The organism is Caldivirga sp., from assembly GCF_023256255.1.
GTDB lineage: Archaea > Thermoproteota > Thermoprotei > Thermoproteales > Thermocladiaceae > Caldivirga.
Window position 1 is genome coordinate 1 of sequence record NZ_JAGDXD010000048.1, and the last position, 25575, is coordinate 25575.

Below are 25575 nucleotides of genomic sequence, written 5' to 3' on the forward strand. Positions count from 1 at the left end.
ACCATACGATAGTGTAGTTAGGCAGTATCATTGATGATGGAGCATTATAAGGCTTACAATACCAATTAACTAAGTGACCATTAACAACATTAGGCCAAGCAAAGGGCCAAGCCATCTTATTAATAGTACTATTTGCTCCAAAGAAGGTGAACGGCATCACATAAATAAGACTATCCATGGCGGAGAATGCACCTAAGTAACCAGCTGGGCAAACCCAGAAGCCCCAAAGAGCTTCAAAATCACCACTAGGTATTATTCTGCTGTTTAATGTAGCCGGATCCATTGAAAGAACAGTAGTAGGAATGCCGAATGCTTCTAACTCCTCTGCCGCAATACTAGCCTCCTCCTGCATATCAGTAAGAAATGATGACACGTATATTGTTAGCTTTAAAGGTGTTCCGTTAGGTAAATACCATTGATTACCCTTCTTATAAAGCCCAGCTGATTCAAGTAATTGAGCAGCCTCAGTCCAGTTACCACCAATAGGGTAGTCAATTGCAATATTCCTAATGCTCTCTGGTGCTGCAATTCTTAGGAATGAGTCGCTGATCCATAAGTCATGCTTAGTGGGGAAGTATGATGTGGGAAAAACTAACGCTATGGCAGTACTGTTGAATATGTATCTGAAGGCTTGCCTAACCTGAGGAATGTTGAATGGATAAACTAAGGGATTAAGCCATAAGCCTTTAGTCTGGCAAAAGTCCCAGTATGGAGTACCAACGTCAATCTTACCTGTTGCATTAAGAGTATCCATTTGCGCTGTTGATAGAGCTGCCCATATCCAGTCGATTTGATGGCCAAGCAGCATTGTAAATTGTTGAGAATAACTTGTAGTGTACGTATACTCTACCGTTGGGTAATATGAGAAGGAGTTTATGGGGAATACTTCATACCACTGCTTAAGTACATTAGGCGGTTCAAGCTGAATCACTACACCAGATGCCCCCACTGATGTTACATAGTATGGTCCTATTTCCCAATAAGGCACAATCATCTTAGTAATGTTATTGCTTCCAAAATTCATAGCTTGCGTCACATTCATGGTCTTAAGCTCCTCAATTACAGGCTTCCACACGAAATAAGGAGTATACATCGTGGTTGCTAGTACATATATTTCATTGGAAAATGCCCACTTCTGGAACAGAATCTGTATCGTGTAATTATTAAGCACCCTAATGTCCTCATCTACAAGTGATTGATTAATCCAAGGCACATACCATCCGAAAGCTTTTACACCAATGTAGAATTCAGCATAAACGTCCCATGCAGTGAAGGGCATTACTGCTGATCCATTAAACCAGTAAAGTCCCTTACGTAGGTAGATGGTAACTAAGGCGGAACCATTTGGAAATAGCTGAACAGTCCAATTCTTAGCTAGAATGGGGTAAAGCCTTAAGGTTGACCAGTCAATTAAGGCAAGGGGTTGGTCAATAGTAGACCACACTAAATTACCTGGGGCCCATGGATTCCACCATGGTGCAGGCCATGGAACATAAACAGTATATCCTGCTCCTATCCTAAGTGTTACCTGCTGTGCATTGACGGTAGTAGTATGCATTAACATTACTATTGCTACTGCTATTAGAATGACTGGTAGGTAGGTTTTTACGTTAACCATAGTTAAGTGTTAATGTACTATAATTAATATTTTATTACTACGATCTAATGCTAAAATATTTTACGCATTACATTATTATTTTTCTAGGTAGTTAAGTACCCTTATTAAACATGTTAGATTCCTAATGTTGTGGTTTAATTTAAATTAGACATAATTAGCCTAATCCTGGTGGATAGTGTGATTGTGTTTCGTATCATGATTATCTGCATTGCGTTAGTACTTACTGCTACTGTAGCATTACTACTGATTCCTCACGGCTACTCTAATGGCTCCTTTAACTACACGTACGTTATTCTTAATGGCTCAAACTGCGTTAAGCCTAGTCTACTGTATAATACCTCAACTAGCCTATTAATTAACATTACTAGTACTTATCTTGGATTAAACGCTAACCCATTAATTATCAGCATTAGTGGATTAAGGATAATGATGATTCCATTAAATAGTTCACTGTACTGCAGTGCAATGCATGAAGTCATCTCGTCAGTAGCGTACTTTAACGTAACCATTACCTTCAGGGGCATTAACAGAAGCCTAATGGTAACACCCGCCCTTCAATACTTAATAAGCATAAGCAACATTAAACTAACAATACCAGTATACGCATGCGATGGAAAATACTTCATAAAGATAAGTAAGGGATGAATATCTCAATTATGGTGCTTTAAAGTTACTTAGCCAGTATTCTTCTTGGTTAACTGGGTGAAGCATTCTCCCTGAATCACGGCATACCAACTAAAAACCCACCAAATAATATAAGGGCTTTCTGCATTATTGGTAGTATTACATTGAAGCTGCTGTGGTTTTCTAGCGGCGTCTTCGTGAATCACTAGGGATTACGCCATACCAGTGTCGGTGTGGGTTAAAAAGACCCTAGTGGTTATGGGTTGGATGCTGGGCTACTTAATTAATCCGCCTGTTAAGGATGCGGCTCAATTCATAAGTAAGCATAAGGCTAGTAAAGTAATAGTGATTTATGGTCAAGTGGAGGCTACTTACAGCGGTAGGGCTGCTGCTCAGATTAAGTTAATGCCTAGGTTAATAGTAACTAAGCCTGATGGGGTGTTGATGATTCATGAGGGGCGTAGGGAGAAGCCAATAATATGGAATCCACCTGGCTCACAACTCTTCGTTTCAGTGGATGATGAAGTGCTCGTCTTAAGGAGTATTAGGCGTAGTCCGAGGGAATACGTGACTGTTTATGTTCCTGAAGTATACATGGTTGCGTCAATGGAGTTGGGGTTAACCGAGGACTTTAAGGTCATAGGGACTGAGAAGGATATTGTTGATGCTATTGTAGCTAACCCATGGTTAATTGAGGATGGGTTTAGGGTGATTGGTAGGGAGTATGAGACAATGGTTGGTAGCATTGACCTGCTTGGCGAGGATAAGTCAGGTAACCTAGTGGTTGTTGAGGTTAAGAGGAGTGAAGCCTCACCTGAGGCTGTACATCAGCTTAAAAGGTACGTGGACTACATTGCCAGTAAGAACCCTGGTAGGGTTATTAGGGGCATATTGGTTGCTGCCTGGATATCAACATCAGCGTACAGGTACCTTAGGGATTACGGGTTAGAATTCAGGAGGTACACGCATGCTAACATAACTGGATTCAGCCTTAAGAATGAGGAGTAGCTCGGGTTAATTTTAAGGTATGTGAGCTTCAGGGACTACTAACGCCATGGTGCATGCCTTAGTCTAGAATGCTTAATACTTATAAGGTTATGTACTACCTAAAAGCCCTATGGCATCAGGGTTAAGTAAACCAGTAACCTTAAGTAATGCCCCGAGGTCCATATTGGGTGAGGGACCCATATGGCTCCCTGACACTGGGGTGTTGTACTGGGTTGACATACTTGGTGATAGGGTTCACTCATACAGGTTAAGTAGCGGTGTTGCTGAGTCAATTAAGGTTGGCCCATACCCAAGCTGCGTAATGCCTAATGATGATGGTAACCTAGTGGTTACGGTTAAGGATAGGGTAATCCTGGTTAATCCAAGGGATGGTTCAGTAATAAGGACATTAGCCACTGTTAATGAGGGGGCTGGCAATAGGTTTAATGACTGTAAGTGCGACCCAATGGGCCGCCTAGTGGCTGGTACAATGGATATGGGTGAAAGGAACCCCACTGGTTCACTCTACGTCCTTGACTCAGCGGGATTAAGGAAGATACTGGGGTCTGTTACTATATCAAACGGTATTGCGTGGTCTGGGGATGGTTCAGTAATGTATTATATTGATAGTCCAACAAGGAGGGTTACAGTGTTTAAGTATAATAAGGGTGAGGGTGCCTTAGATGGCGTTATTGGTTACTTTGACTTATCCAGCTTCCCCGGTGTACCTGATGGTATGACGATTGACTCTGAGGGTTACCCTTGGGTCGCATTATACGGTGGTGGTAGGGTTCTTAGAATTAACCCAGTTAACGGTAATGTTGTTGATCAAGTGGAGTTACCGGCCCAGTTCACTACATCATGCACCTTCGGTGGGGTTGACTTAAAGACATTATTCATAACCACCGCAACAGATAGGAGTAGGCAAACAAGCGGCCCCGATGGGTACGTGTTCAGCCTTAACCTGAATATTAAGGGTACTGTGGTTAATAAGTGCAGGTTCTAAGCCATTAAACAGCGGTTATTGAACTCCCCTTGAAGATCCTGACCTTAATGACGATATTGTAGCCACAATAGGGGCACCTTATGGTGCTTGCAGACCTACCAAATATCTCAAGTTCACTTTTACCGAAGGTTCTACCGCAGCTTAGGCACATGTAGATCTTCCTCTCCTCAACCCCCTCCTCGCTCACCTCCTGCTCCTCAACAGTATTATTACCCTCACTCACAATCGTGGTTACCCTCAACCCTTAAAATACGTTTCTACACAAGGCAGTACTGCAGTTATCCTAAACGATACACCCTTATATTTAGTGAATTACTCATGAATGATGTATAAGCCGTTTTCAGAGGACTTAAGCTGTGATGAGGTTAAGAGAATTGAACTAATGGGGGAGAGTGCAATCCGTGCGTATAGGAGGGTTGTTTCAATATTTAGATCAGGTAAACCAGGCCTTTACATGCTAATGGGCGACTACGGGTCTGGTAAAACACTAATAGTTAGGAAGGCTACAGCCGGGTTAAGTAGTGGTAGGGTTGTGATTAAGTCCTTTAAGAACATTAACAATGACGTTGACTTATCCTGCTCAGGGGGTAGGGCAATAATGGGTTACGTGATTGATAGTTTCGAATTATTCTTCCAAAACCCTGAAGCCTACGTTGCATTGGCTAGGAACTACGTAATATCCGTTTCACAATACTACCCAGTCCTACTGGTTGTGAGTCTACCATTAGTTATCGGTGACATTAGTGGATACGGTGATGTAGTAAATAAGGTGGGTGAAATCCCTGAGAGCAATAAGATTAAGGTTAGCTTCAGTACTGAGGAGACTAAGAGCATACTCAGTAGGATAGGCATTAAGGTTAGTGAGCATGTTAAGCCATACATCCTTAAGACACCTGGATTAGGCATTAGGGCATTATCATCAGGCAAGGAGAATGATGACTCAGTGGAGATAATAGTCATATAGGGTTGAGAATCCTTTTTAACTTAACCAGCTAACTAACCAGTGATGCTTAGGTTCATACCTAAGGGGCAGTTAATGCAGTTAATCAACTACAGTGAGTTTATTGAAACGGTAAGGGATGCCTTAATTAAACTACATAGGGGACATGGTGAACTACCACCCAGATTCAGCACAAGCATTAGGGGAAATTGGTGGGGCTTAATGCTAGGTTACGTTGAGGGAATGGGCGTTGGCGTTAAGGTAGTTAACCTATACCCAGGTAACGCAGACAAAGGCATTGAGACAATACATGGCGTCGTCCTACTCTTCAGTGAGACTGATGGCACACCCCTATTAGCCATTGACGGCTCATCATTAACAGGTTTAAGGACCGCCGCCGCATCAGCATTAAGCATCACTGCCACCGCCGCCTCCACTGACGTGTTGGGTTTCATTGGCGCTGGGGAGCAGGCCAAGTATCATGCCTTAGTCTTCTCAAGATTATTCAAAGTAAGGGAAGTGTACGTTGCGAGTAGGGGGAGGGGTAGGTTAATGGATTTCACTAGGTATGTTCAGGAGTTAGGCATCAACACGCATATTACCACCAACGTGAGGGAGGTTATTGATAAGAGTAGCACTGTGGTTATTGCAACAACCTCAACATCACCTGTTTTAGATGTGAAGCCGAGGGCTGGGGTTCATGTAATATCTGTTGGGGCGCCTAAGCCAATAAATGAGATTAGTAGGTTGGTACTCGAAGGCGCCTCATGTATACTTGCCGATAATAGGGGGGCTGTCTTAAGTGAGGCTGGGGAGGATTTCACAGGCCTAAGGTTAATGGATCTCTCCGAGGTTCTTTCAGGTGATGCCAAGTGCATGAGGGATAATGGGTACACTGTGTATAAGTCGGTGGGTTTCTCAACCCTTGATGTTGCTGCTGCTTACTACGTGTATAGGGCTTACATTAAGGGTAGTGGGTGATTACCCTAATGTTGAGGCATAATGTTGGTGCATTGATCTACTGTAGTGCACGTAAGAGGATTAGTGTAAGTAACCCACCTGGGTTAGACCTTGAGAATGAGGATAAGCATAAGTTAAACATACCCTCATTACCAGCGTTCGAAATGTATACTGGCCTTGAATTCACCAAAACTATTCAATACCTTAAGCTTAAGCCTGAGTCAACATTCATACTATCCGCTAGGTATGGTCTAATACGTGGGGATCAAGTTATAATACCCTATGAAGCTAAAATAACCCTGAGCAATTATAGGGCTGTGGTTGATGGCTGGGTTAGGAACGTGAATGGTAACAGGGGGATTAGGAGCTTCATTGATTCTAAGTTTAACCTACTTGTGGTCAGATTATCTAAACCCTACATGCTAGCAATGGATTACCTAGTAAGTAAACTAGGCCTCAACCCATGCGTAGGTGATAGGATAATAGTTTACTCACCAATATTAGGGCCATTTGACGAATGCCCCAATGTCGAGTTAATTAGAGTTAGGGGGCAGGGCGACTACGTTAAGAGGATTATAAACCTGCAGCATTAAATGTAATCTAAGATACATTATACTATTTACTGGCCTCGATCGTTCAGGTTTTAATAATTTACTAATATTGTTTTCATGCAACACTAATATTTTAAGCACTAGGGGAAGAGTAATATAAATATGGGAAGAAAAGAGGTTATTGATGCATTCAAGGATAGAGCAGTAAGGTTCTTAAGGGAAGCAATTTCTGATCTCGACAAAGGTTGGTATGATTTTGCAATTTTCCATGCCGAGCAATCTTTACAGCTAGCCCTAAAAGCCATGCTTCTTGAGAGCAAGGGAAGTTATCCTCTTACTCATGACCTTGACGAATTAATAAATTCCGTAAAGGATATACGACCGGAACTTTTCGAATTAAAAAATAATAATAAAGATTTAATACAATTACTGAAATTATCTTACACCGGTTCTAGGTATTTTCCAGTTACTTACGATAAGGATGTCTCTATTAAACTAATTAATTTAGTGAAGCAATTTCTAGAGGTGATAGGCTTATGGCAGAAAGAGTAGAGTACTTTAAAAATTGGAGAAATTACGCTGAAGAAATTTGCCGTTCACTGAAGAAGATTCTACCAGACGTAATGATAGTAGTCTTCGGTAGTGTAATTAGAGGAGACTATGCGTCTTCCTTAAGCGATATAGACATCCTAATTGTAAGTGATAAAGTTGGTGATATTGCGTGGCAGGCTAAAATGAATCTTTACATATTGTCTTTACTTAAAAGTGATGTGACTCCATTTGAATTTCATTATTCTAATTGGAAGGATTATGAGGAATTCTATAAAGAGTTTTTTAATCCAAGGGTTGAAATTAGATGTTAACTAGATTCTCATGCATCAAGCATATGTTCTGCATCCATATTTTCACTCATGAAGCACCCTTACCCTTAGCCTATAGGGATAGTGGGTGGTGCCTAGTAGGCAGTTAGGTTCTCCCATTTACGGGTATTAACCCGTATTAACTAGAGACTTTTATGGTCCTCCAAAACTAGACAATGAACAGTATTTAAGCCACTTGTTTCAAACGCAATGAATAGTGAAGTTTAGGTACTTATTATAGTAAACCTTACATAATTGTGAGTAAGTGATGCCCTATCATTATTCGGTATACCCTTATAGTAGCTTAGAAAGTAAGGTATCAGTAATTCTCAGTGAAGGCTACTAAATACGTATGATACCCTTAACCACCACCTATTGGTGGTAAGAGAACTACTTCATCCCCATCCTTTAATGTTGTGTCTAGGCCCTTAACGTAATCAATAGCTCTTCCATTAACAAGAATATTATAGCCTTCCCTTAATCCACTATCATCACTAAGCAGTGTTTTTGAGATATTAGGGTTAACCTTCTCATCAATAATCCTCAGTAACTCCCGTACACTAATACCGTCAGGTACATTAAACTCCATTCTAAGTGTCTTAGCCATTTCATAGAAAATCGCCAGGAACTTAACGGTAACCTTCATTAATACTGAACGCAAGCCGTGTACTAATAAATCTTTTGCAATAATTCACCAATAACTATGAGACCTACCTTAGATGCAAGTCTATGTTATTTTTACGTAATTTTCATTTTTAATCGTTGATAATTTCCTTATTATTCATGTCATGTAATCTACAGTATTTCAAGGGCAAAATGAAAACCGCAATGAAAGGTAAATCCTAGTTAATCCCCGTGAACCCTCCACGTTAGTATACTTGAAGTATCGTAGGGATAAGGGTATTATACAGTCTCAAGGTGGTATTAACGTTAAAAACACTCATGTGTTCTCCTCAATATGAGCGTGATTAAGCCTGATTACAGTGGAGGGAGTTTACTTAACTTATCATCATCGGTATCTGACTTTCTTGGCGTTAAGAACCAGTATCCGGGTTTGAGGGGTATTGATAAGATTCAGGGTAAGAGAGTGCTGCTGCTCCTCATTGATGGCTTAGGTTACGTTCATTTAAGGCAATACTGCGGTAATTGTGAGGAGGCTAGGTGGCTTGGTAATATTGAGGAGTTGACGAGCGTATTCCCATCAGTAACTTCAACCGTATTAACCACATTATCAATGGGGGTACCTCCCGGTGTACATGGTGTGTTGGGCACAGTCATGTATGTTAAGGAGATTGGTGGGTTAGTTAACACTTTAACAATGGGATTGATGCCGGATGGGAAGAGGGGGGAGTTGAAGGATATTGGCTACGACCCTAGGGTTATTTTCTACGGTGGCTCAACAGTATTTGAGGAAGCCAAGCTAAATGGGTATAATTCAGTAGTTATAGTGCCAAAGGGCCTAAGTGGTGGTTTATCAGACTTAATATACAGGGGCGCTGAAGTTAAGGAGTACGTAAGCATTTATGACGCGTTAGTACTTGCCTCCAGAGCTCTTGAAAATAATGCGCTTGTCTACGTTTACATATCTACCTTGGACTCGATTCAACATGAGTATGGTCCAGACTCAGAGGAGTATAGGGTAGCATTAATTGAACTCCTGAATACGTTGAGTAGGTTAATTAGGCACATACCTCAATCAACAACTGTAGTGTTGACTGCTGACCATGGTCAGGTTCAGGTTAGGCAGGGTGATGTAGTTAACCTGAGGGTTATGGCTAAGTTAATGGATCCATTATCAGTGGCGCCTTATGGTGAACCAAGGGCTCTTCAACTTAAGTTAAGCGATAAGTCACTTGAGGGGGAGGTTAAGGATACGTTATCCGCAACAGGCAGGAGACTGCTCATTTATAATTCAAGCGAGGTTAAGGAACTGCTTGGTGGGGTTACTGGGTACACTGAGCAAAGGATGGGTGACCTGTGGGTAATCCCCCTTGATACCACAGCCCTCATATACCTGTATAAGCTTAGTGATGATAAGGTGGCTAAGTTTAAGGGGCATCACGCTGGTTTACTTGACTATGAGATGAAGGTTCCCCTATCAGTGGTAAACCTATGATAACTCATTGCTGGTTCTGGTTTTCCTCCTGGGCTTGTTGAGCCTGCCACTGCTCTACTATGTCGTAACCGTATATTGCCTTAAACATCTCCCTACCTAGGGGTGTCATTCTAAGGGGTGTCCACGGTGGGTCAAAAACCACATCAATGTCAATGTCAGCTGCCTCAGGCACAGCAGCCTGTATGGCTTCCCCAACCCTGTAACCCAAGTCCTGTGATAATGGGCAGCCAACCGCTGTTAGCGTCATCTTAACCTTAAGCTTATTATCATCCTCAAGCCTAACATCGTATATTAAGCCCAAGTCATATACATTAATTGGTATTTCAGGGTCATAAACATCCCTAAGCGCTTCCACTATTCTCTTAACCTTCTCTGGAGGTAAGTTGGAAGTGAAGTTAACCTCCTCATCAGCATTAACGTTATTATTGCTCATGACACTCACCTACAATATACCATCAGCGTCACGTGTTTAAAAACCTTCCGGCATTACGCGGTACCCCTAATCACAGTATTTATCAGTGAATCCGCAGTAAGGTAAGCCATTTAGGAACCTTAGATTAAGAAGCAGTGTTGAGTCAAAAATGTGAAATTTAGGCAAGTTATTGTTAATTTTATGACATATTAGGATTTTAAATCTCAACAATGGCAACCCTCCTCATGTCACTTGGAAAATATGAGACCTTCCCACCAACTGATGCTGAATTCGAGGATCCTCCAAGGGCCAGTAAGTATGATGTGGTTGTAATTGGTGGTGGGGGTGGTGGGTATCATGGTGCTTTTGAGTTAAGTAAAGGAGGTTATAATGTACTTCTGGTTGATGATAAGGGGAACCTAGGCGGTAACTGCCTATATGAGGGTTGTATACCATCTAAGGCAGTATCAGTATCACTGTATCTGCTTGAGAAGTTAAGGGGTATATTAAGATCAGTGGGTAATAATGATGTGGAGAAGATTAGGCTACTTTGGGAGAACTTAATAGACCATAAGGATAATGTACAGTACACAAGGTATCTTCAACATATTAGGGAGATTAAGGAACACGGTAATGTTGACTTCGTTAAAGGTATTGCAAGGATAATTGATAACCATAAAGTACTCGTCGAGTCCATTGATGGTTCCTGGAGCAGGGAAGTGGAGGGAAAGTACCTACTTGTCGCCACGGGTTCATTACCAATAAAGATACCTGTACCAGGTGTTGAATTAACGCTCGGTAGCCAGGAATTATTCGGATACAGGACTAAGTTTAGGAGAATTCCCAGTGATGTAGTTATAATTGGGGGAGGCTACATAGGTGTTGAAGTAGCCTCAGTGCTAAGTGGTTTAGGCGTGAAGGCTACAATAGTTGAGATGCTGCCGAGAATATTAAGTGGATGGGACTCAAGCATAGTGTCAATGATTGAGGATAAGTTAAAGAGCAGGGGTGTCACAATATTAACTAACTCAAGGGTAATTGGAATTAAGGAGAATGGTGGACAGAAGATCGTCGAGTACAGTAAACCTGATGGGAGCGTAGGGTATGTGACGGGCTCAGAGGTCATAATGGCTGTTGGTAGGAGGGCTAATGTTGAGGGGCTTAGCCAATTGGGTATTGTTGATAGGAATCACGTGGACGTTAACAACGGTATGGCAACCAAGGTACCTAATGTCTACGCTGCAGGTGACGTAATAGGTAAGTACATGCTCTACCACGCTGCAGTAAAGGAATCCGTGGTGGCCTCATGGAACATAATGATGGGTAGGCCAATCTTCGAGGTTAACTTCAATACTATACCCATGACTATATTCACTGAACCAGAGGCGGCCGTTGTTGGGTTAAGTGAGGATGCGGCTAAGGCTAGGGGAATAAACTACGCCGTTGTTCAATATCCATTAAGTGATGATTCTTACGCCCAAATCATAGGAGTGAGAGACGGCTGGGTTAAGGTAATTATTGAGAAGGAAACGCAAAGAATCATTGGTGGAGTCATCTATGGTGAGGCAGCTTCAATGATGATAAATGAAATAGCGTTGGCAATAGCAGTTAACGCTAGGGTGAAGGACATTGCTTTACTAGCCCACGCTCACCCAACGATCTTCGAGTCAATAGATAGGGCCGCCATTAGGTACAGCCTATGATGAGTACCTTAATTATATTCACTTTAGGTAGCTTGAGTGAAGTATTATAGGTTTATTAAACTCAACGTTAAGCATCCTTTGAAGTGGGGCGCACTTAACCTTGAATAGGAATAATGCATTAGGGTGCTTAATTCCCGATTCTAAATAAGCCTCAAAGTTACCAACACCCTTCGATATGACTAGGTCGGAATTCCTAATGTAACTATTGTACACTTCATTGCTTAAGAAGGCTGGGTAACGGTTACCAGTGTTAACTACGTTAATGTTACTGCCGTTGATGATTCCCTTAACGTAATCGTACGTCACGTCAGTTTCATAGGGCTTAAGCCTAGTTACAACAGTAACCCTAGAGTGGGTTGCTAATTTACTAATCAATACACTATCCACTGCGAATTCACCAGCATTATCAACCACGTACGTAACCTCCCTAACACTCCTCACTATGCTTGATAATTCACCTTCACTAATGCCCAACCATATTGGCTCCTCATTAATACTACGAACCAGCATATCCTCATTAAACGTGTAGTTGAACATTGGTACATCGACTGAGTTAGCCGCTGCAGCCACCTTAATCAACTCAACCTCACTGGCGTTAATGATCCTAGGTACAATGATCTCCCTTGCTATCCTCTCATAACGAGCCTTATCATTAGCATATGGATCCTCTGAACCAACTATGCTTGATAACTCCTCGAAGGAGTTGGCGAATGTCCTAGACCTACCGAGGGGTAGGTCATTGGCAATCCTCACTATTATCCTCCTAACTGATTCAGGATCCGACCTATTAAACTTCTTTAACTCACTGAGCCTAGATGTTAAGGCGCATAACGTGCACTCCGCATAGTCTATATACTGCACAATGAGGGTTAAGGGGTAACCTAAATAAAGATTACCTAAGTTGCCTATTGGCAGTGAAGAGGAGTATTTACATTCTCGCAACTCAATCCAACAGTGGGAAGACGATGCTAGTTACCGCGCTCCTTAGGTTAATAAATAGGAAAAATAGAGTTGCAGTGCCCTTTAAGGCCCAGAACATGAGTCTAAATAGTTACCCAGCCTCAAATGGTGGTGAATTAGCCCTAGCTCAAGCAATGCAGGCCTATGCCTCTGGTTTCGAGCCATTAGTTGAAATGAATCCAATCCTCCTCAAACCAATCGGTGACATGACTAGTGAAGTTATTGTAATGGGTAGGGCAGTGGGTTTAATGGAGTACCGTGAATATAGTAGGAGTCCACTGGATAAGTGGAGGATTGTTAGGAATGCCTTAAGTAGATTGAGGGCTTTAACCAATGGTCTAGTGGTTGGTGAGGGGGCTGGAAGCGCCTATGAACCAAACATTACTAGTGATGTAGCCAACTTTAGACCAGCAGATTACCTTAATGCCGATGTTTACGTAGTACTGGATATAAGTAGAGGTGGCGCATTCACAAGCGCTATTGGACTATATAACTCAGTACCGGTTAAATGGAGGGAATTGATTAAGGGTTTCATAATTAATAGGTTTAGGGGTGACTCAAGGATACTTGAGGATGCCGTTAAGTGGCTTGAGGAGAAGACTGGTAGAAGGGTATTTGGGGTGATTCCTGAGGTTAATGAGGCTCATTACCTATGGCCGGAGGATTCTGAAGCCATGGTGGACTTCGGTGATGGGTCAATGGACATTGCCGTAGTTTCATACCCAGGAATCTCTAATTTCCATGAGTTCAGCGTACTCTCCATGGAGGATGCTCATGTTAGGTTCGTGAAGTGGCCTGATTCCCTTGGTGAACCAGACCTACTCATACTGCCTGGAGCTAAGAACACTGCCCTAGCCATGGATTGGCTTAGGAGAAGTGGACTTGACCATAAGATAATTAGAATGGTTGGTTCAACACCCATACTAGCCATATGTGGTGGCTTTCAATTACTCACAGAAGCCATGAGTGACCCAACTGGCGTTGAATTCGGTAACCCAGGCCATATTAAGGGATTAGGGGTAATTAAGGCGAGGGTGACTTATCATGAGGATAAAATAGTGGCCCACAGTAAGGCAGTGTTCAGTGGCCTTTCAGGTAGGTTGATTACGGGGTATGAGATACGCAGGGGTAGGTTAACTTACATTGGTGATGAACCAAGCATGATTATTACCGAGAGGAACGGTACCCCAGTGAGGGAACCTGATGGTTACTTTAATGAAGATAAGAGGATCCTGGCAACAAGCCTACATGACGTGTTAAGTAACCCGGAGGTTAGAGGCATGGTGTTAACTATGGCTAAGGGCAGTAGGGTAAATGTAAGTGAGTATACGTCAATAAGCGCATTACTTCACTGGGTTGATGAAGTGGCCGCAGTGGTTAACAGTAACTTAACCATCGACCTATAGCCCCTAATCCTCTGCGCCTCAATATTATTTTAAGGGTAACGCAGTTTAACTAACCTCGTGTTACTGCTTAGGAATTGCAGATACGTGATTACACCCACTGAGGATGGTAAGGTTAATGTTATGGAGAATGCAAGCGTATTGATTAATAATGGTGTGATAGAGAAGGTTGGGGAGGTTAATGACAGTAGGGTTGATGTTGTGGAATGCGGAGGTATTGCAATCCCAAGTCCCTTTAACGCGCACACCCACTTAGCCATGGTGATGTTTAGGGGGCTTGTCGATGGTTTAGAGCTCCAGGACTGGTTAAAGATTATTTGGGGCATGGAGAGGCGGCTTACTGATGAGGCTGTGCTTAAGGGGTTTGAACTTGGCTTAATTGAATCACTAATGAATGGTACAGCCGGTGTGCTTGACATGTACTTCAACCCTAATGTAATTGACTTAGCTGAGAAGTATGGGGTAAGGGTTTTTGAGGGGCCAACCTTCATCGATGAGTTCGAGGACCCTAGGCTCACTGAGAATAGGTTAAGGAACCTTGTGGCTGCCGCACAGGGCTCTAGTTTAGTTAAGCCAGTGTTAAACATGCATAGCATCTACGCTAATAGTGAGGATACTCTACTGAGGATCAGTGAACTTAAGGAGGAACTTGGCCTAAGGCTACACACCCACGTGAGTGAAACTAGGTGGGAGGTCTATAGGATTAGGGACAGGTACGGTGCCTACCCTGTGGAGGTTCTCAATAAGTTTAAGCTACTTGATTCAAGCACCATACTTGTCCACCTAGGCTGGGTGACTAACTGGGAGATTGAGTTAATACTTAGGTCACAGGCAACCGCGGTTCACTGTCCCTCATCAAACATGAAGCTAGCCACGGCAGGCTTCTTTCCGATAAGGGAATTAATAAGGGGTAGTAATGTTGCCCTTGGTACGGATGGACCAGGCACTGGGGATTCGCTGGACCTCTTTAAGGAGATGAGGCTTTCAGTACTACTGCAGAGAAATAATTACTGGGATGCAGGGGTGCTCACGGCTTCGGAAGCCTTAATGATGGCTACGGTTAATGGTTATAGGGCTGTTGGGTTAAGGGGTGGTTTAATAACCCCAGGTTACTTAGGTGATATCACAGTCCTCGACACCAGTAACCCCAGCGTTAATCCCCTGAATAGACTCAACATTATTAATAACCTAGTCTTCTCATTTACAGGTAGCGCTGTTAAGTACGTTATAATTAATGGTGAAGTGGCCTATGGTCCACATAATCGCCAGAAGCTTATTGAAAGGGCTTTAACACTCAGTAGTGAGTTAAACGAGTTCATACTCAGTAGGTTATTGCATTGATTTAAAATTTAAATCCCAATCACCGACACAGTAGTTGGGGACCGTGAAGGTTCTTGTCTACTGGCCATTCACAAGGATGAGGGGCATAGTCTACTTCATTTTATCCGCCGTAACCCTACCAGTCTACATGCTTAACCTAGCCACCGCATTATCACTAATAGGTATATCATCATATTACTCAATAGTAATTGGCCTGCTCATAACAGTGGTTAGCCTACTGGCTAGCGCAGTACATGTGGTTATTTACGAGGTTAACGCAATGGTTTACGTACCAAGCTTCACGTCAATAACCTTCTTCGGGATGACCTTCAAGATACCCACTATTTCAACTCAATCACGGAGGACGATGATATCCCTAAACGTTGGTGGAGCATTAATACCAGTAACAGTCTCCCTAGTGTTGGCTTACCTGCTCTGCGCAGACTACCCAAGGTTAATTACCCCCATAGTGGTGTCGGTAGTGTTAACTTCACTAATGGTTAATAAGGTATCCAGGGTTGTGCCAGCAATAGGCATAGTGACCCCAGCCATTATACCACCTATACTGGCCGCCTTCATATCATACATGGCGGTTGCCTTCATGGCAAACTCCTACATATTCGTAACACCCGTGGTAGCTTACATAACCGGTGTCCTAGGCACCTTAATAGGTGCTGATTTACTTAACCTACGTAAGATTATAGACATAGCCCCCGTGATTGCCGATATTGGTGGTGCAGGAACCTTCGATGGAATATTCTTCACAGGGGTACTTGCAGTATTCTATGCATCCCTAGTGTCAACACTTTAAAATCACGTTAATAGGATTAACGTATGGTTCAGCGTAGAATTAGGGTGGATAAGTTATACACCCCAATGCATGTACTCCATGATGCTACTTTAATAGTAGAAAACGGTAAGGTAATAGGCATAGAAGAGGGAGGCGCCTTTGATGTTGACTATAGGGGTTACTCAGCAGCACCTGGACTGGTTGATACACATACCCATGGCTGCGGTGGAATTGAGGTAACTTTAATTAAAACAACAGCAGAGTTAAGTAAGCTAGCTGAATGCTATGCTAAATTCGGCGTAACCTCATTCCTTCCCACAACCGTTTCAGCACCGCATGAAGTCATCATGAGGGTTGCCGGTATTGTTAAGCAGTATAGGGGTAATGGGGGTAAGGGAGCTAGGGTTCTTGGCCTTAACCTAGAGGGCCCATACATAAACCCCAAGAGGAAGGGGGCTCAGAATCCATCTGCAATTAGGCTGCCTAAGGTAGATGAGTTTAACCAGTACTATGAGGAGTCGGGTGGATTGATAAGAATAATGACCATTGCACCTGAGGTTGAGGGTGCGTTAAGCCTTATTCAGCATCTCTCCAGTATTGGTGTCATAGTCAGCATAGGGCACACTGATGCTGACTATGGGACTGTAATGAGAGCCATAGCCCTAGGCGCATCTAGGGCAACGCACCTATTTGATGCAATGACAGGCATACACCATAGGGAGTTAGGGGCCGCTATGGCTCTCCTTGACTCAGAGGACGTCTACATTGAGTTAATAACGGACTTAATTCACCTAAGGCCTGAAACAATACTGTTTGCAATAAAGTATGCCGGCATACATAGGGCATTAGCGGTAACAGATTCAATGCCTGCTGCAGGTCTTGGTGATGGGGAATATGAGTTAGGGGGTTTAAGGGTCATCGTAAAGGGTGGTAAGGCAACCTTACCTGATGGTACCTTGGCTGGAAGCGTGTTAACCATGGATAATGCCTTGAGGAATCTTGTGAAAATCGGTTTAAGACTTAGTGATGCGTTGAGACTTACTTCAACTAATCCAGCTCAATCAATTGGTGAACACAGCATTGGGTGTCTTAAGCCAGGCTGCTTGGCAGACTTCATAATTCTTGATGATGCGTTGAGGATCATGGCTACTTACGTTAATGGTAGTGTTGTTTACACTGTGTGAAATATAATAATTTTAACAATAATTAATTATGTTATATTTGTAAATAATCAATACGGTTTGAGAAATATTTATAAATGTAATGTGAAATGCTCTATTTTATGTCAATTAGTGAAGAGAATCTGCCTTATAGGGAGAAAATACAGTTGAAGTCCTGGCCTAATTCAACAGACATAGAATCATACAGGAAAATGCATGATAAAAGCCTTGAGAATATTGAGGAACTATGGGTTAATGTTGCTAAGGAACTAGACTGGTTTAAGCCCTGGGATAAGGTACTGGTGGCTGATCCTCATCCTCCATTCTATAAATGGTTTGTTGGCGGTAGGTTGAATGCATCGTACTTAGCTGTTGATAGGCATGTTAACACGTGGCGTAGGAATAAAGTAGCGATAATATGGGAGGGTGAACCAGTTGACTCATCTGGTAATCCGCTGGAGGTTAGGAAGTTAACGTACTATGACATTTACAGGGAGGTTAATAGGTTAGCCTACGCTATTAAGGAGAAGCTCGGCTTAAGGAAGGGTGACACCGTAACCATATACTTACCCATGATACCTGAATTACCAATACTAATGCTTGCGCTAGCCAGATTAGGGGTAATATTCTCAGTGGTTTTCTCAGGTTTTAGTGCCCAAGCCTTGGCAGATAGGGTAATTGACGCTAAATCCAAGGTAATCTTCACTGCTGATGCCTTTTGGAGGAGGGGGAAGGTTGTTAGGCTTAAGGAGGTTGTTGATGATGCCCTAAGGAGTGTTCAATTCGTTGAGAAAGTGGTGGTGTTCAGGAGGATGGGGCTTAAGGATACACCCATGGTTAATGGTAGGGATGTTTGGTGGGATGAATTACTAAGTGACGTGCCCATTAATGCTTATGTTAAGCCTGAGGAAATTGAGAGTGAGCACCCACTCTACATACTGTATACCTCCGGTACAACGGGTAAGCCTAAGGGCATTGTTCACGATACCGGAGGCTACATGACACTCCTTCATGCAACAATGAAGTGGGTTTTCGATGTTAAAGATACTGACGTGTACTGGTGTACGGCTGACATAGGTTGGGTTACTGGGCATAGTTACATTGTCTTCGGACCATTAATGGAGGGTGTGACTGAAGTAATGTATGAGGGTGCCCCAGATTACCCAGCCCCAGACAGGTGGTGGAGGATTATTGAGAGGTATGGTGTGACAATACTCTACACGTCGCCAACGGCAATAAGGACCTTCATGAGGTATGGTGATGAGTGGGTTAGGAACCATGACTTCTCAACAATAAGGATAATGCATAGCGTCGGTGAACCAATAAACCCTGAGGCATGGAGGTGGGCTTGGAAGTGGCTTGGGAAGGGTAATGTACCATTTGGTTCAACCTGGTGGATGACTGAGACGGGAGGTATACTGATAAGTCACACACCTGGATTAGCCCTAATACCCCTTAAGCCGGGAACTAATGGATTACCATTACCCGGTATTGACGCTGATGTGGTGGACGATGAGGGGAAGCCTGTTCAAGGTAAGAGGGGTTACTTAGTTATTAAGAAGCCGTGGCCTGGAATGCTTATGACTATTTGGGGTGACCCAAACAGGTATATTCAGGTTTATTGGAGTAGGTTCCCAGGTATGTACTATGCCGGTGATTGGGCCATTAAGGATGATGATGGTTACATATGGGTTCTAGGCAGGGCTGATGAGGTTATAAAGGTGTCGGGTCATAGGCTTGGCACCTATGAGATAGAGTCAGCCCTAGTATCACACAAGGCCGTCGCTGAATCAGCCGTAGTAGGCGTCCCTGACCCAATTAAAGGTGAGGTTCCAGTAGCCTTCGTTGTACTTAGAAGTGGGGTTAACCCAAGTCAGGAATTAGTTAAGGAATTGAGAAACTGGGTAAGAACCGCAATAGGCCCAATAGCTGAACCAGCGAACATAGTCTTTGTCTCTAAGCTACCTAAGACTAGGAGTGGGAAGATAATGAGGAGACTACTTAAGCAGGTTCTTATGAAACAGCCTCTTGGTGACACAACCACGTTAGAGGATGAGACAAGTATTGATGAGGCTAAGAAGGCTTACGAAGAGTTAAGTAGAGAGTTAGTAAACCAGCAGGGTTAAGCCTAAGAATTACCCCCTCATTAATGGTATTTTCATTAATGTAGCTGGACCTTAGCCTAGGTTCACTAGTTTTACCCAAGCATTCTAGGCTCCACTAAGATCAATGCAGTGGATCTTCCATTTGAGGTTAAGTATCTTAGCTCAACACTTATGGCTTTAACAAAATCCTCCTCAAGTATTATTCCTTCACGTAGTACAATAATAAAAGCTTACCGCTAAATCAAATTGCGCATGAATTTAATCTACTTCACCCGGTTATGCATTTTATTAATTCATGTTCACAGTTCAATAGTTTGTTAATAACCTCAATAACGCCATCTCCATCATTCCCCATAGTTACGTAGTGGGCTATGCTCTTGACCTCGGGTATTGCATTATTAACGGCAATTGCTATATCCGCAGCCTTAAGCATGGGTACATCATTCTCAGCATCCCCCATGGCAATAACGGCACTAGGTTTCACTATTCTTTTAAGTGCATTAATCGCATAACCCTTATCAATACCATTGGGCATTATTGAAACCATGCCCCTATTAACCTCAATTCTAACACCATAGGTACGTAGCGCGTTGATGACTACAGGATCATATTTAATGAAAAGTGATGCCTCCCCCTCACTGAACTCTACACCCATATTGACTAATGCGTTCCTAATAGTGTTCCTTAATTGCCACCAATCAACAGGCACATTAATTACCCTACTGCCACTGGGTGTTATCACAATTAACCCATTCTCAAGGGCCATGAATAACCTACCCTTCAAAGCATCTAACCCCTTAACATGCCTTGTTGCCCCACTTGTGACTACTGCGAATGCGTTGCCTGAATTAAGGAACCTTAATATGGAGTCAATAACCCGCTCTGATACATTAAAGCCCACTTCGCTCTCATCAGCCAGGGTCCTATGGTAATCAACAGCAAGCAGTATATTCACCATCACTTTAATCACCCTAAGCCATTTTAAAAGGGTAAGCTATGAATTAGGGTTAGGTATTCGCGCGTCCTACGTATGGTTAATAAACCCACCCTATGCCTTGAGGCAGTGGGCATTAGGGTAGTTGTCTTCGATACCAGTGCCTTACTCTTAGCCGTAACGGAGAAGATTGATGTGATTAATGATGTTAAGGAGGCTGTTGAGGACTTAATCATACCTGTGGTGACTGTTAGCGTGATTAGGGAACTATGGCTACTGGCCAAGAAGGGGGGAAAGAGAGGTAAGGCAGCCTCCCTGGTGCTTAATAGTATAATACCCCGCTACTTCTCTATAGCCGCACTAGATGGTAAGGCTGATGATGATGTGCTTAATTTAGCTAAGGAAACAAGTGGATTCCTGGTTACTTGTGATGCTGAGCTTAGGAGAAGGGCTGAGGGAAGTGGAGTTGTTGTAATATACTATAGGAGGGCTTTAAGGAGGTTCACTGTTTAATCAACCTTAAGCTTAATAACCGGCGTGGTTAATGTACCTATCCCGCTAATGCTAATCTCAACAACATCCCCATCCCTCAATGCAGCATCCCTACCAGGCAGTATCCCAGTACCAGTCATGAGGATTGTACCATCTGGTACTGTGTTATTCCTGATCAGGTACTTAACCTGCTCATCAATCCTCCGTCTCATACGCTCAGTGCTCACTTCCCCTTCGTAAATGCTTTTACCACCCCTAATTATCCTAAGCCTTATTTGAAGCGAGTACGGGTCCTTAATCTCATCAGGCGTCACTACGAATGGACCGAAGGCGCAGCATCCATTGTAAACCTTTGATTGAGGTAAATAAAGCGGGTTCTCGGCCTCAATATCCCTTGCAGACACATCATCAATAACCGTGTACCCGATTACCTTACCATTACTAGTGATCACAACGCCTAATTCAGGTTCAGGGAGAGTCCACTCTGAGTCACCCCTAACGGCTATTGGTTCACCATGGCCTACGCATCTGTTTGCAGTTGCCTTAAAGAATATTTCAGGTCTTTCAGCGCCATAAACCCTCTCATATATTGTCTTATCCCCTATCTTAGCCACATCCCCTTCCTCAGAGTACCTCCTTCTAGAAACCTCGTAGCTAATCCCGCTTCCCCAAACCTCAATCGGATCATAGGGTTTAGTGAATCTCAACCCACTGCTCCTGTGATCCTTACTTAACAATTGATTAATATCAATATTAACCTCAGCGCCAAGTCCCACTACCCTACCATTAGCGTAACTAATAAGGGCCTTTACAGGGTCAACGCCGAGTTCAAACACCTTACCATCAACCACCGCGTATTGGAACGTGGATTCCCCATTAGTTAACCTGAATATCCTCATACGGGTTCTTCTCCTATGCATCTTTAAAGTATTACACGTCATTAGTCGTTAAACCTTTTCATGAAACTAAGTATCTAAGGTGTGAGGATGGTTGATAGGTATCCAGTGTCTAAGGTGTGATGTAGTAATGTTTAAATATGTAAAATGCTAAAGATCCGTATGCATGGGTATGCAGGACGCATAGTGCGCTTTAATCTAAGTAATGGTTCCTTAAGTATTGATAATGTTAAGGAGTCGTGGGCTAGGTTATTCATTGGAGGTAGGGGACTTGGATTGAGGCTAATAATGGAGATGGGACTTAGGTTAAGTGACGTTAACCCATACGGCCCCGAGAACCCACTCATAATAGCCACAGGCCCACTTGGTGGAACAAGGCTACCCCTAGCCACGAGGGCTATTGCCCTCTTTAAGTCACCGCTTAACAATAGGTGGAACTACTCAACGGTGGGGGGTACATTGGGGGCTTACCTCAAGTACTCAGGGCTTGATGCATTAGTGCTCATTGGCGCGTCAAGTAAGCCTATTTACCTCATTATATCTGACGGTAAGGTTGAGGTTAGGGACGCAGGTGAATTATGGGGCTTAGACACTGTTGAGACGGAGAGAGCACTTAAGCGTTCCTTTAAGGATTCCGCAGTATTAACCATTGGGCCAGCCGGTGAGAATAAGGTGCCTTACGCTGCCATAAATCATGAGGAGTGGAGGCAATTTGGAAGAACAGGCGGTGGAGCTGTAATGGGTTCTAAGATGATTAAGGCCATAGTTTTCCTACCCTCATCGAAGAATGTTGATGTGGCTAATGCTAAGGAGTATGAGGACTTAGTTAAGAACCTTGGTAAACTGTCGGTGACAAACCCTGGTGAACAGTCATTGAGGAATGGGGGTACGGTTAGGCTAATTGATGTTGGTAATAACATGGGCTTCTTCCCAAGCCTCTACTGGACTAAGGTAGTTATGCCTGGGTGGGAGAAGATATCGTGGGAGAAGGTCCTTAAACCCAAGTACCTACTTAAGAATGGGGCATGCCTATATTGCCCAGTGGCCTGCCATAAAGTGGTTAAGTCAAGTAGTGGTGGCTACGACCTAGAGTATGAGACTTCAATGGCCCTTGGAGGATTAACTGGTGTTAATGACCCTGAGGAGTTGATTGAATTAGGTGAATTGGCTGATAGGCTTGGCTTCGACTCAATAAGCCTAGGTAACTCAATAGCGTTCATAATATACCTTGGGGAAAAGGGTATTGTTAAGGATGCACCTAAGTGGGGTGACTATGAGGGTATTAGGAGACTAATAATAGATGCAGCCTACAGGAGGGGCTTAGGTGAGTTAATAGCCCTAGGCACTAGGGGTATTGGGGAGAAGCTTGGTGTCAGTGACTTAGCCATAAATGTTAAGGGCCTTGAACCAGCCGGCTATGACCCAAGGACCCTTAAAGGCATGATTCTTAACAATGCTGTATCTGAAAGGGGTGCAGACCACTTATGGAGCATGGCCTACTCAATTGACATAGCTGGTCAAGGTGGAGGCAGGTTCGCTACTGGCAGTGAAAAGGTAACTGCAGTAATGGATTTTGAGGAGCGTAGCACACTCTACGACTCAATGCTATTGTGTAAATTCGGCAGGTACATTTATGACTGGGAAACCATGCGTAAAGCGCTTAATGCAGTCACAGGCTTCAACTACACTATTAATGAACTTAAGGATGCGGCTCAAAGAATAATAGTGATGCATAGGTACATGAATGGAACAACCATAGAGCAGGATAGGTTACCGCCTAGGTGGCTTAAGGAACCAGTCATGTATGAGGGTAAGAGCTACATTGTCACTGAGGAGGAATGGGCAAGCATGGTTAAGGAGTACTATAGGTTAAGGGGTTATGATGAGAGAGGCGTACCGAAGCCGGAGACCTTAATTAAATTAGGCGTACTCAATAATGATTAACTTCCCTAACCCCCTCATTAGATGGCTTAGTTAAAATAACCATGGGGCTTAACCCAGCCTTAGCTAACTCCCCCTTAATTTCATTAATCGGTGGTTCCTCCTTGAAGAAACCTGCTATTGATGGTCCAGCCCCACTTAATATGACCCCTAAGGCCCCGTGCTTCTCAAGTGTGCTCTTAACAACACCCCAGTGTTCATAAACCTTAATCCTATAGGGCATAGCCACCTTATCGTTAGTAATGACCCTTGAGAATAAGTCTAGGTCATTCATTAACACTGACGCCACTAATTGAGCAACGTTAGCCATATTGGCCACTACATCACTTAACTCATAGGCTTTAGGTAAAATACTCCTCATGAATCCAGTGTTAGGCTTAGAACCCTCAATAACCACAACTATGCTTAATTCAGGGAAATTGACCCTAGTGACCCTCCTAACTGTAGGGTTAACTAGCACTAAGCCCCCTAACAGTGATGCCGCTACATTATCCATATGCCTAACACCAGCGGAGGCTAATTCACCATATGACGCTAATTCAACCAAGTCCCAGTCACCTAAGCCTAGGTTAAGCAACCTATTCAAGGCATACGCCACCGCAGCAGATGTTGCCCCACTACTACCTAACCCACTGGCGGGCTTAATTCGCTTAAACACTTCAATCTCAATCCTCCTCCTTAACCCAGCCTGTTCAATGGCCTTGGTGGCAACTAGGTGAGCTGAGTTACCACGATACTCACTGGGTAGGCTTGAGGCATATTCGCCGTAATTACGAATCACTATGCCGTCACCTTCACTAACCTTAACTTTAACAATATCACTTGGTGGATTAACGGCAAGCGCTGCTACATCAAAGGCTGGGCCAAGGTTAGCTATTGATGCAGGAGCTTCAACGATCAATTCCTCAGTACCCAATCAGAGTCACCTCTAAGCTCCTCCTGCTCTGAGGCAACCTTATCCATTAATTCATTGAAGTGAACCCTAATGTATGACCAAAGTTCCTCAATCTTACCCCTGAATTCACCATCACTGAGGCTATGCGGGACTAAGCCAACCCTACTGACTGAACCCCTGACCATGGCCCAGTGTGCTACTGAGTGTAGGTTGTAATTCCCTAATGCGTCAGTATCATTAACCTTACCATTAAGCCAATAAACCTCCCTAGTGAAGTTGGTTGCTATTACTCTAAGGAACTTCTCCTTATTGTTCTCCACAATACTCCTGCACTTTTCATCATCCTTAAGGATTTCAATCAACCTATTTAAATTACCATCATCATAGATTGATAAGTTCGTTATTGCCCTAAGGAACTTCACGTCATTAGTGAAGGCCCTGCAGTTAACGTTGATGTAAAGCCATAGTGCAGTAGCCACAGAATCCAATACACCCCTCAGGAACCTGCTAATTAACTCATCATCACTCAATGCAACTCTTTCAGTAAGTAACCCAGTATTTAGAATATCCTTAAGCTTCTTAAAGTCTACAATACCAGCGAACACTAGTTCACCATCTATGAACACGCTTGGTACTGATCTAACCCCCCTTTCTAAGGCCATGTGTGGATCAATTGAGGTATCGTAGATTTTAACCCTATTTATGAATCCCCACTGCTTCAGCAGCCTTATGAGGGAATGGCATGTTGAGCACGTTGGATGCACGAAAACCTCTACCTCCATTACCCACCCCCTAAACTATATGGTTAAAAAACTTACTACGGTTAGGTAATGAATTAAGTATATATTTATATATACTGAGTACACCCAGTGTTCCTCACTGTACTATTAATAACCTAAAAA

Annotated in this window: 26 protein-coding genes; 17 read left to right on the forward strand and 9 right to left on the reverse strand. The window is 43.2% G+C overall.

All coding sequences use genetic code 11. The features are described 5' to 3' along the window. A partial coding sequence (locus Q0C29_RS07645) for an ABC transporter substrate-binding protein (protein ID WP_292000070.1) occupies window positions 1-1618 on the reverse strand: 1618 nt, incomplete at its 3' end. Between the two features lie 177 nt (window positions 1619-1795). Between Q0C29_RS07645 and Q0C29_RS07650 the strand changes: the two genes are divergently transcribed. From Q0C29_RS07650 to Q0C29_RS07660, 3 genes are all read left to right on the forward strand, one after another. After that, a complete protein-coding gene (locus Q0C29_RS07650) occupies window positions 1796-2263 on the forward strand; it encodes a hypothetical protein (RefSeq protein ID WP_292000071.1) in 468 nt (155 codons plus the stop codon). Window positions 2264-2467: 204 nt separating this feature from the next. Continuing rightward, the gene (nucS, locus tag Q0C29_RS07655) at window positions 2468-3250 is read left to right on the forward strand and encodes an endonuclease NucS (protein WP_292000072.1); all 783 of its coding nucleotides are present in this window, start codon (window positions 2468-2470) and stop codon (window positions 3248-3250) included. Between the two features lie 109 nt (window positions 3251-3359). Further along, complete coding sequence (locus Q0C29_RS07660; RefSeq protein ID WP_292000073.1) at window positions 3360-4235, forward strand: SMP-30/gluconolactonase/LRE family protein; 876 nt, start codon at window positions 3360-3362, stop codon at window positions 4233-4235. Window positions 4236-4239: 4 nt separating this feature from the next. Here Q0C29_RS07660 and Q0C29_RS07665 read toward each other — a convergent pair whose 3' ends face one another. Beyond that, window positions 4240-4386, reverse strand: coding sequence for a DNA-directed RNA polymerase subunit P (locus tag Q0C29_RS07665; RefSeq protein WP_156769912.1), 147 nt, complete (start codon window positions 4384-4386; stop codon window positions 4240-4242). Window positions 4387-4560: 174 nt separating this feature from the next. Between Q0C29_RS07665 and Q0C29_RS07670 the strand changes: the two genes are divergently transcribed. The 5 genes from Q0C29_RS07670 (at window position 4561) to Q0C29_RS07690 (ending at window position 7549) form a co-directional block, all read left to right on the forward strand. Further along, window positions 4561-5199, forward strand: coding sequence for a hypothetical protein (locus tag Q0C29_RS07670; protein WP_292000074.1), 639 nt, complete (start codon window positions 4561-4563; stop codon window positions 5197-5199). A gap of 42 nt (window positions 5200-5241) precedes the next feature. Beyond that, window positions 5242-6156: a hypothetical protein gene (locus tag Q0C29_RS07675; protein ID WP_292000115.1), complete on the forward strand. Its 915-nt coding sequence runs from the start codon at window positions 5242-5244 to the stop codon at window positions 6154-6156. Between the two features lie 8 nt (window positions 6157-6164). Further along, on the forward strand, window positions 6165-6728 hold the full coding sequence (locus Q0C29_RS07680) for a DUF6884 domain-containing protein (protein WP_292000075.1): 564 nt from the start codon (window positions 6165-6167) through the stop codon (window positions 6726-6728). A gap of 120 nt (window positions 6729-6848) precedes the next feature. Further along, window positions 6849-7238, forward strand: coding sequence for a HEPN domain-containing protein (locus Q0C29_RS07685; protein ID WP_292000076.1), 390 nt, complete (start codon window positions 6849-6851; stop codon window positions 7236-7238). Continuing rightward, on the forward strand, window positions 7223-7549 hold the full coding sequence (locus Q0C29_RS07690; RefSeq protein WP_292000077.1) for a nucleotidyltransferase domain-containing protein: 327 nt from the start codon (window positions 7223-7225) through the stop codon (window positions 7547-7549). The genes Q0C29_RS07685 and Q0C29_RS07690 overlap by 16 nt, the downstream gene beginning before the upstream one ends. A 358-nt stretch (window positions 7550-7907) precedes the next feature. On the opposite strand, the gene Q0C29_RS07695 is transcribed toward Q0C29_RS07690, so the two are convergent. Then, window positions 7908-8192 carry a MoaD/ThiS family protein gene (locus tag Q0C29_RS07695; RefSeq protein WP_292000078.1) on the reverse strand — a complete coding sequence of 95 codons (285 nt, stop codon included), beginning with the start codon at window positions 8190-8192 and terminating at the stop codon, window positions 7908-7910. Window positions 8193-8504: 312 nt separating this feature from the next. Here Q0C29_RS07695 and Q0C29_RS07700 point away from each other — a divergent pair, with 312 nt between their 5' ends. Continuing rightward, window positions 8505-9662: an alkaline phosphatase family protein gene (locus Q0C29_RS07700; protein ID WP_292000079.1), complete on the forward strand. Its 1158-nt coding sequence runs from the start codon at window positions 8505-8507 to the stop codon at window positions 9660-9662. A 4-nt stretch (window positions 9663-9666) separates the two neighbouring features. Here Q0C29_RS07700 and Q0C29_RS07705 read toward each other — a convergent pair whose 3' ends face one another. Further along, on the reverse strand, window positions 9667-10095 hold the full coding sequence (locus Q0C29_RS07705) for an iron-sulfur cluster assembly protein (RefSeq protein ID WP_292000080.1): 429 nt from the start codon (window positions 10093-10095) through the stop codon (window positions 9667-9669). 224 nt (window positions 10096-10319) lie between these two features. Between Q0C29_RS07705 and Q0C29_RS07710 the strand changes: the two genes are divergently transcribed. Next, complete coding sequence (locus tag Q0C29_RS07710) at window positions 10320-11777, forward strand: dihydrolipoyl dehydrogenase (RefSeq protein WP_292000081.1); 1458 nt, start codon at window positions 10320-10322, stop codon at window positions 11775-11777. Between the two features lie 18 nt (window positions 11778-11795). Here Q0C29_RS07710 and Q0C29_RS07715 read toward each other — a convergent pair whose 3' ends face one another. After that, window positions 11796-12638 (reverse strand): ARMT1-like domain-containing protein, encoded by an 843-nt coding sequence (locus tag Q0C29_RS07715; protein ID WP_292000082.1) that lies wholly within the window; start codon window positions 12636-12638, stop codon window positions 11796-11798. Window positions 12639-12691: 53 nt separating this feature from the next. Here Q0C29_RS07715 and Q0C29_RS07720 point away from each other — a divergent pair, with 53 nt between their 5' ends. The 5 genes from Q0C29_RS07720 to acs all read left to right on the forward strand — a co-directional run bounded on the left by Q0C29_RS07720 (window position 12692) and on the right by acs (window position 19536). Next, entirely contained in the window at window positions 12692-14143 is a 1452-nt protein-coding gene (locus tag Q0C29_RS07720) for a cobyric acid synthase (protein ID WP_292000083.1), read from the forward strand. Between the two features lie 57 nt (window positions 14144-14200). Beyond that, window positions 14201-15481, forward strand: coding sequence for an amidohydrolase (locus Q0C29_RS07725; RefSeq protein ID WP_292000084.1), 1281 nt, complete (start codon window positions 14201-14203; stop codon window positions 15479-15481). Window positions 15482-15524: 43 nt separating this feature from the next. Next, entirely contained in the window at window positions 15525-16271 is a 747-nt protein-coding gene (locus Q0C29_RS07730) for a DUF1614 domain-containing protein (RefSeq protein ID WP_292000116.1), read from the forward strand. Window positions 16272-16294: 23 nt separating this feature from the next. Next, window positions 16295-17434, forward strand: coding sequence for an N-acetylglucosamine-6-phosphate deacetylase (gene nagA / locus Q0C29_RS07735; RefSeq protein ID WP_292000085.1), 1140 nt, complete (start codon window positions 16295-16297; stop codon window positions 17432-17434). Between the two features lie 98 nt (window positions 17435-17532). Further along, window positions 17533-19536, forward strand: coding sequence for an acetate--CoA ligase (gene acs, locus Q0C29_RS07740; RefSeq protein ID WP_292000086.1), 2004 nt, complete (start codon window positions 17533-17535; stop codon window positions 19534-19536). Window positions 19537-19783: 247 nt separating this feature from the next. On the opposite strand, the gene Q0C29_RS07745 is transcribed toward acs, so the two are convergent. Continuing rightward, window positions 19784-20473 carry an HAD family hydrolase gene (locus Q0C29_RS07745; RefSeq protein WP_292000117.1) on the reverse strand — a complete coding sequence of 230 codons (690 nt, stop codon included), beginning with the start codon at window positions 20471-20473 and terminating at the stop codon, window positions 19784-19786. A 105-nt stretch (window positions 20474-20578) separates the two neighbouring features. Between Q0C29_RS07745 and Q0C29_RS07750 the strand changes: the two genes are divergently transcribed. Further along, entirely contained in the window at window positions 20579-20962 is a 384-nt protein-coding gene (locus Q0C29_RS07750; RefSeq protein WP_292000087.1) for a PIN domain-containing protein, read from the forward strand. On the opposite strand, the gene Q0C29_RS07755 is transcribed toward Q0C29_RS07750, so the two are convergent. Further along, window positions 20959-21840, reverse strand: a complete 882-nt coding sequence (locus Q0C29_RS07755; protein ID WP_292000088.1) for a fumarylacetoacetate hydrolase family protein — start codon at window positions 21838-21840, stop codon at window positions 20959-20961. The genes Q0C29_RS07750 and Q0C29_RS07755 overlap by 4 nt on opposite strands. Window positions 21841-21999: 159 nt before the next feature. Between Q0C29_RS07755 and Q0C29_RS07760 the strand changes: the two genes are divergently transcribed. After that, on the forward strand, window positions 22000-23781 hold the full coding sequence (locus Q0C29_RS07760; protein ID WP_292000089.1) for an aldehyde ferredoxin oxidoreductase family protein: 1782 nt from the start codon (window positions 22000-22002) through the stop codon (window positions 23779-23781). On the opposite strand, the gene Q0C29_RS07765 is transcribed toward Q0C29_RS07760, so the two are convergent. Further along, window positions 23768-24694 carry a homoserine kinase gene (locus Q0C29_RS07765; protein ID WP_292000090.1) on the reverse strand — a complete coding sequence of 309 codons (927 nt, stop codon included), beginning with the start codon at window positions 24692-24694 and terminating at the stop codon, window positions 23768-23770. The genes Q0C29_RS07760 and Q0C29_RS07765 overlap by 14 nt on opposite strands. Beyond that, entirely contained in the window at window positions 24676-25455 is a 780-nt protein-coding gene (locus Q0C29_RS07770; protein WP_292000091.1) for a thioredoxin family protein, read from the reverse strand. Before Q0C29_RS07770 ends, Q0C29_RS07765 begins: the two co-directional genes overlap by 19 nt. Window positions 25456-25575 lie beyond the last annotated feature (120 nt).

Coding starts and splice junctions, on each gene's coding strand:
- Q0C29_RS07755 (WP_292000088.1), bottom strand. CDS start 21,840: ATGAGGATATTCAGGTTAACTAATGGGGAATCCACGTTCCAATACGCG.
- Q0C29_RS07665 (WP_156769912.1), bottom strand. CDS start 4,386: ATGTGCCTAAGCTGCGGTAGAACCTTCGGTAAAAGTGAACTTGAGATA.
- Q0C29_RS07680 (WP_292000075.1), top strand. CDS start 6,165: ATGTTGAGGCATAATGTTGGTGCATTGATCTACTGTAGTGCACGTAAG.
- Q0C29_RS07760 (WP_292000089.1), top strand. CDS start 22,000: ATGCATGGGTATGCAGGACGCATAGTGCGCTTTAATCTAAGTAATGGT.
- nagA (WP_292000085.1), top strand. CDS start 16,295: ATGGTTCAGCGTAGAATTAGGGTGGATAAGTTATACACCCCAATGCAT.
- Q0C29_RS07685 (WP_292000076.1), top strand. CDS start 6,849: ATGGGAAGAAAAGAGGTTATTGATGCATTCAAGGATAGAGCAGTAAGG.
- Q0C29_RS07745 (WP_292000117.1), bottom strand. CDS start 20,473: ATGGTGAATATACTGCTTGCTGTTGATTACCATAGGACCCTGGCTGAT.
- Q0C29_RS07710 (WP_292000081.1), top strand. CDS start 10,320: ATGTCACTTGGAAAATATGAGACCTTCCCACCAACTGATGCTGAATTC.
- Q0C29_RS07695 (WP_292000078.1), bottom strand. CDS start 8,192: ATGAAGGTTACCGTTAAGTTCCTGGCGATTTTCTATGAAATGGCTAAG.
- Q0C29_RS07770 (WP_292000091.1), bottom strand. CDS start 25,455: ATGGAGGTAGAGGTTTTCGTGCATCCAACGTGCTCAACATGCCATTCC.
- Q0C29_RS07660 (WP_292000073.1), top strand. CDS start 3,360: ATGGCATCAGGGTTAAGTAAACCAGTAACCTTAAGTAATGCCCCGAGG.
- acs (WP_292000086.1), top strand. CDS start 17,533: ATGTCAATTAGTGAAGAGAATCTGCCTTATAGGGAGAAAATACAGTTG.
- Q0C29_RS07690 (WP_292000077.1), top strand. CDS start 7,223: ATGGCAGAAAGAGTAGAGTACTTTAAAAATTGGAGAAATTACGCTGAA.
- Q0C29_RS07675 (WP_292000115.1), top strand. CDS start 5,242: ATGCTTAGGTTCATACCTAAGGGGCAGTTAATGCAGTTAATCAACTAC.
- Q0C29_RS07670 (WP_292000074.1), top strand. CDS start 4,561: ATGTATAAGCCGTTTTCAGAGGACTTAAGCTGTGATGAGGTTAAGAGA.
- Q0C29_RS07700 (WP_292000079.1), top strand. CDS start 8,505: ATGAGCGTGATTAAGCCTGATTACAGTGGAGGGAGTTTACTTAACTTA.
- Q0C29_RS07705 (WP_292000080.1), bottom strand. CDS start 10,095: ATGAGCAATAATAACGTTAATGCTGATGAGGAGGTTAACTTCACTTCC.